This is a genomic window from Hydrogenivirga sp., from assembly GCF_056450045.1.
The window spans coordinates 1-5,856 of the sequence record NZ_JBWONM010000160.1 but is presented as its reverse complement, the minus strand read 5'-3'; the positions used below and the strand labels follow the sequence as shown (position 1 = coordinate 5,856).

Genomic DNA, 5,856 nt, shown 5'->3' with positions numbered 1-5,856 from the left:
CACGAGTTCATTCTCTAACATGTGTTCGGAGTAAATTCCTCTATCAAAAACGGTGGTTTTCTTGTAAAAGCTTGAGTGCCAAGCACTAAAGTTGTGCAAAACTTTAGATTATTATGAGACGGGAGGAAGATCTTTCAGAGGTGGAAGAGGATCTCCTGCTTATGCTCGGTTATCTTATAAGTAAACATGCTGATGGGGAAAGATACTTTCTACTCTCACGACAACAGGGAGAACTTATAAGTATAGCTGTCAGGCTTGAAGGTAACAAGTAGGGGAGAATGGCGTAAATTAGTTAAAGCCCTTCACGATTGAAAGGAGATGCCGATAGTCTATTATTATCACTTATGGAAAAGGTCTACACCTACGATACGACTTTGAGAGACGGCTCCCAGGCGGAAGGGGTTAACTTCTCCTTAGAGGACAAGCTCCGCATAGCCCAAAAGCTTGATGAGTTCGGCATAGATTACATAGAGGGAGGCTGGCCCTACGCCAACCCAAAGGACAACCTGTTCTTCCGCAAGCTGAAGTCCCTTAAGCTCATCCACTCAAAGCCGGTAGCCTTCGGCTCAACGAGGAAGCCCGGCAAGAGCATAAAGGAGGACAGGCAGATAGAGGCTCTCATAAAGGCTGAGGTTCCGGTTATAACTGTCTTTGGTAAGAGCTGGGACCTTCACGTTACCGACGCCCTGAAGACAACCCTTGATGAGAACCTCAACATGGTCTATGAGACCGTTGAGTACCTGAAGAAATACGTTGAAGAGGTCATATTTGATGCGGAGCACTTCTTTGATGGCTACAGCGCAAACCCCGATTACGCCCTCGCCGTCCTTGAGGCGGCTCTCAGAGGGGGTGCGGACTGGATAGTTCTGTGTGATACGAACGGAGGAAAGCTCCCCCACGAGGTCTACGAGATAACGAAGCTCGTCAAGGAGAGGTTCCCCGAGGCAAAGGTAGGCATACACGCCCACAACGACTCGGACACCGCGGTTGCAAACTCCATAATGGCGGTCCTTGCAGGTGCGAGGCAGGTTCACGGCACCATAAACGGCATAGGCGAAAGGACGGGGAACGCTAACCTCTGTTCCATAATACCCAACCTCCAGCTCAAGCTCGGCTACGACCTCATACCGGAGGAGAACCTCAAGAAGCTAACGGAGCTCGCGAGATTTGTGGCTGAGCTTTCAAACATGCCCCTCCCGAGGAACATGCCCTACGTCGGTGAGAGCGCCTTTGCCCACAAGGGAGGAGTCCACGCCTCAGCGGTGATGAAGAAGGCAAAGACTTACGAACACATAGACCCCGAGCTGGTAGGGAACAGAAGAAAGATAACCGTATCGGACCTCGCCGGAAAGAGCAACCTGCTTTACAAGCTCAGGGAGTTCGGTATAGAGGTGGATGAGAAGTCCCCAGACCTCCTGAAGCTCATTGAGCGCATAAAGGAGCTTGAGAAGGAAGGATACCACTTTGAGGCTGCGGAGGCTTCCCTTGAGCTCCTGTGCAAGAGGTACTTTGGACTTGTAAAGGACTACTTTGACTTTGACGCCTACAGGGTTCTCATAGCCAAGAGGAGGGACGACAGCATCCCCACCTCTGAGGCAACGGTCAGGCTCGCGGTTGAGGGTGTTGATGAACACACCGCAGCTTTAGGGAACGGTCCCATAAGCGCCCTTGACAGAGCCCTCAGGAAGGCTCTTGAGGAGTTCTACCCCAACCTCAAGGAGATACAGCTCATAGACTACAAGGTCAGGATAATAAACGAGTCCGAGGGGACCTCCGCAAAGGTCAGGGTTCTGGTAGAGACTACCGATGGAAAGAGGAAGTGGGGGACTGTAGGGGTGTCGGAGAACGTCATTGAGGCATCCTGGATAGCCCTCAGGGATGCCATAGTTTACAAGCTCATGAAGGACGAGGAGGACCTGCAAGACTCTTGATGCTGTCCATTATGTCAAGGGCAGCCCTCCTGTAGCCCTTCAGGTTGTCCTCGTAAGCGGTATACCTCTTAGGCTTTCCTAAGATCACCCTTATCGGGTGCCCTGGGCTGGGGAACCTCCTTCCCTTCGGGAAGACAACGTCCGTTCCCTCTATCAGGACTGGGACCACCGGAACACCGCTCTTTACCGCCAAAAGACCAACACCGGGCTTTGGTCTGAGAAACTCCCCGGGTCTCGCCCTCGTTCCTTCGGGAAATATAGCAACACCGCATCCCTTATGCAGGAGCTCAAGGACCATCTCAAGGGTCTCCACATCACCTGCACCCCTGCGCACGGGAACAGCCCTCATGTGCCTTATAAACCATCCGAGAGGTGGCTTGAAGAGCTCCTCCTTAGCAACAAAGACGAGGGGCTCGGGGAAGACCGAGTTCAGCACGGGTGGGTCAAGGTGGCTCCTGTGGTTGGATGCTACTATAAAAGGACCGCTTCGCGGTATGTTCTCAGCACCAAGGACCTCAACCCTGAATACCTTCCTGAAGATGGGTTTTACAAGGGGACAGAGGGGCTTTAGCAGATATCTCCCCGTTGGCGTCAGAGGGCAGCCGGACACCTACTCCTTCCTCTCAACCTTCTCTTTCAGAAAGCTTATCAGCTCTTCAAGGGACATGCTACCGAGATTGCCCTCCTTCTTGCTCCTGACAGAGACCGTGTTGTTTTCCGCCTCCCTGTCTCCAACGACCACAACGTAAGGAATCTTCATGAGCTCCGCTTCCCTTATCTTTGCGTTCATCCTCTCGTCCCTGTCATCTATATCCGCCCTGAATCCCGCCTCCTGCAGGGCGCTGAGCACCTTTCTGCCGTAATCAAGGTGTCTGTCCGCTATGGGGACTATCCTCACCTGAGTTGGCGATAGCCACAGGGGCAGGAGTCCGGCGTAGTGTTCAAGGAGTATCCCGGTAAACCTCTCTATGGAGCCCAGAAGTGCCCTGTGTATCATGTAGGGTCTGTGCTTCTTGTTATCCGGACCCACGTAGGTCATGTCAAAGCGCTCGGGCAGGTTGAAGTCAAACTGAATCGTTGAGCACTGCCAGAGCCTTCCTATAGCATCCCTTATCTTCACGTCTATCTTGGGACCGTAGAAGGCTCCTCCTCCCTCATCTATCTCGTAAGAGTATCCGAGGTCCTCAACAGCCTTCTTGAGCGCGTTTTCCGAAACCTCCCACTGCTCATCCGAGCCTATGGCATCCTCAGGTCTCGTTGATACGTATATCTTGAAGTCCTCAAAACCAAAGTCCTTCAGAACCTGAAGGGCGAGGTCAAGGGTATCCCTTATAACCTCATCAACCTGCTCCGGCATACATATTATGTGGGCATCGTCCTGTGTAAAGCCCCTGACCCTCAAGAGCCCGTGAAGGACTCCCGACATCTCATATCTGTAAACGGTACCCAGCTCCGCAAGCTTTATGGGAAGCTCTTTGTAGCTCCTGACCTTGCTCTTGTATATGGCAATGTGGAAGGGACAGTTCATCGGCTTGACGTAGTACTCCTCACCCTCCATCTCCATTGGGGGGAACATGTTGGGCTTGTAGCACTCAAGGTGACCGCTTATCTCCCAGAGCTTGGACTTGCCCACGTGGGGCGTGTAGACGAACTGATAACCTCTCTTTATGTGCTCTTCCTTCCAGTAATCCTCAAGGACCTTTCTGTATATCGCTCCCCTCGGAAGCCAGAGGACGAGCCCAGCTCCAACGTTGTCATCTATCATGAAGAACTCAAGCTCCCTGCCGAGCTTCCTGTGGTCCCTCTTCTTAGCCTCTTCGTAAAAGCGGAGCCTCTGCCTGAGCTCCTTGTCCGTCCAGTATGCCATGCCATAAATCCTCGTGAGCTGAGGCTGATCCGCCCTGCCGAGCCAGTATGCACCCGATATTGATGTAAGCTTGAAGGCACCAGCTTTGCCGGTTGAGGGGAGGTGGGGACCTCTGCACAGATCTATGAAGTCCCCCTGCTGGTAAACGGATATGACGTCTTCTGGGGGGATCCTGTTTATTATGTCTATCTTGTACTTCTCCTTTAGCTTTTCAAAGAGCTTTACAGCCTCCTCCTTCTCAAGCTCCTTCCTGAGAATCGGGTAGTCCCTCTTTATTATCTCCCTCATCTTCTCTTCTATCTTTGGAAGGTCCTCCTCCGTTATCCTGTGCCCCTCAACCTCAACGTCGTAGTAAAAGCCCTCTTCCGTCGTTGGTCCTACTCCCAAGTGGACCTTATCCGCTCCGTAGAGCTCCTTGAGAGCCTGAGCCATTATGTGGGCTAAGGAGTGCCTCATTATCTCTAAGCTCTCGGGGTCTTCCTTTCTTATCGGCTTTATCTCACCCTCCTGGGTTACGGGTGTCTGGAGGTCAAGTATCCTATCCCCTATCTTGCCTCCAAGTGCGTCCTCTATGCCCGCCTTCCTGAAGACTTCCCCGAGGGGAGTTCCCTTCTCTATCTCAATCTCCTTTCCTTCTATCACCACCTTCACTTTGTCCTTTACCTTCATAGTCCTCATATTTTACTATCATAGAGATTGGGAGTAATACGAACGAGGGGGTATGTCATGGGAAGAATTCTTTGGGCTTTTCTCTTGACCCTATCCATTACCTTTTCCCAAACGGTTATAAACGCCCACAAGGGGGCGGTGAGGGACCTTGACCTGGCCGGTAAGTTCTTCGTGAGTTGTGGAGACGATGGACGAGTCAAAGTCTGGGACCTCAGAGGCAAGAAGATCCTTGATATAAAGAGCCACAGGGGACAGGTCCTCTCGGTCGCCATAAGCAGGAGGGGATACATCGCTTCTTCAGGAGACGACATGAAGATAAGGGTCTGGAGGCTACCCCTCGGGAAGCTCGTAACTGTGCTTACAGGACATGAGGAGTATGTTAGAGCTCTTGCCTTCTCAAGGTACGGGAAGAAGCTCGCATCAGGGGATGACCTGTGGGAGATAAAGGTCTGGGACGCCCAGAGCTGGAAGCTCCTTAGAAACTTGGAGGGACATCAGGGCTGGATATTTTCTATCAAATTTTCCCCAACTGATGACCTGATAGCCTCCGCGAGCAAGGACGCTACCGTCCGCCTCTGGTATCCCGACGGCTCCTCGGTTGTGCTGAAGGGTCATAAAGATTACGTCTATGACATCTCCTTCTCTCCCGACGGCAGCTATCTTGTCTCTGTTGGGAACGACGGCTACCTCATATTCTGGGACGTTTACAAGGCTCAGGAGATAGCGAGGGTCAAGGCTCACGAAGGGGCTGTCTATACAGTTGATTACTCTCCCGATGGAAGGTACGTTGCCACTGGTGGTTTTGACTCAAGGGTGAAGGTCTGGAATGTGGAGGGATTGAGGCTCTTTAGGGTTTTCAGAGGACACAAGGGGTCTGTAACAAGGCTTAGGTTCACTCCCGACGGTAAGAGGATAGTGTCGGGAGATGACAGGGGGAGGATAATTATCTGGAACCTCAGGTAAACCTGTCAAGCCTTTTGGATATAGCTACGACGAGCTCCCTTATCCTATCAAGTCCCCTCCCGGGGTCCCTTCTTATCTCCTCATAGTTCTCCCCGAGGCGGTAGTAAAGGTCAAGGAGCTCATAGTCATAGTTGGACTTAATTAGAAAGGATTCAAGGAACTTCCTGAGCCTGTAGTTGAGGTTGTCCACCCTGCTCTCCGTAGCTTCCCGCAGGGAGTCTATCTCTTCCATGATCTCGTAAAGCTCCTCTACCCTCAGGTCTTCCATGATGTCCCTCCCTAAGTTCTTTTATCAGGAATTATAATCCTACTCTCATGAGGGCGGTTGTCCAGAGGGTAAGGGAATCCCGTGTGGTCGTTGATGGAAAGGTGGTTGGTGAGATAGGTATGGGTGTGAACGTCCTCCTCGGTGTGAGGAAGGGAGAC

General features: G+C 51.9%; 6 protein-coding genes. 3 read left to right on the top strand and 3 right to left on the bottom strand.

The window, feature by feature from the left end; all coding sequences use genetic code 11:
- Positions 1-344 precede the first annotated feature (344 nt).
- Positions 345-1,931, top strand: a complete 1,587-nt coding sequence (gene cimA, locus AC1HCM_RS06555; protein ID WP_479460969.1) for a citramalate synthase — start codon at positions 345-347, stop codon at positions 1,929-1,931.
- Here cimA and AC1HCM_RS06550 read toward each other — a convergent pair.
- Entirely contained in the window at positions 1,897-2,541 is a 645-nt protein-coding gene (locus AC1HCM_RS06550) for a lysophospholipid acyltransferase family protein (RefSeq protein WP_479460968.1), read from the bottom strand. The two genes, cimA and AC1HCM_RS06550, sit on opposite strands and share 35 nt — an antisense overlap.
- Positions 2,542-4,467: a threonine--tRNA ligase gene (thrS, locus tag AC1HCM_RS06545; protein WP_479460967.1), complete on the bottom strand. Its 1,926-nt coding sequence runs from the start codon at positions 4,465-4,467 to the stop codon at positions 2,542-2,544.
- Between the two features lie 57 nt (positions 4,468-4,524).
- On the opposite strand from thrS, the gene AC1HCM_RS06540 reads away from it, so the two are divergent.
- Complete coding sequence (locus AC1HCM_RS06540) at positions 4,525-5,430, top strand: WD40 repeat domain-containing protein (RefSeq protein ID WP_479460966.1); 906 nt, start codon at positions 4,525-4,527, stop codon at positions 5,428-5,430.
- On the opposite strand, the gene AC1HCM_RS06535 is transcribed toward AC1HCM_RS06540, so the two are convergent.
- Positions 5,423-5,698, bottom strand: a complete 276-nt coding sequence (locus AC1HCM_RS06535; RefSeq protein ID WP_479460965.1) for a hypothetical protein — start codon at positions 5,696-5,698, stop codon at positions 5,423-5,425. The two genes, AC1HCM_RS06540 and AC1HCM_RS06535, sit on opposite strands and share 8 nt — an antisense overlap.
- A 47-nt stretch (positions 5,699-5,745) precedes the next feature.
- On the opposite strand from AC1HCM_RS06535, the gene AC1HCM_RS06530 reads away from it, so the two are divergent.
- On the top strand, positions 5,746-5,856 hold a 111-nt coding region (locus AC1HCM_RS06530), incomplete at its 3' end, for a D-aminoacyl-tRNA deacylase (protein ID WP_479460785.1).

Excerpts from the sequence above, each read along its gene's own strand:
- thrS (WP_479460967.1), bottom strand. The coding sequence starts at position 4,467 with ATGAAGGTAAAGGACAAAGTGAAGGTGGTGATAGAAGGAAAGGAGATT.
- AC1HCM_RS06535 (WP_479460965.1), bottom strand. The coding sequence starts at position 5,698 with ATGGAAGACCTGAGGGTAGAGGAGCTTTACGAGATCATGGAAGAGATA.
- cimA (WP_479460969.1), top strand. The coding sequence starts at position 345 with ATGGAAAAGGTCTACACCTACGATACGACTTTGAGAGACGGCTCCCAG.
- AC1HCM_RS06540 (WP_479460966.1), top strand. The coding sequence starts at position 4,525 with ATGGGAAGAATTCTTTGGGCTTTTCTCTTGACCCTATCCATTACCTTT.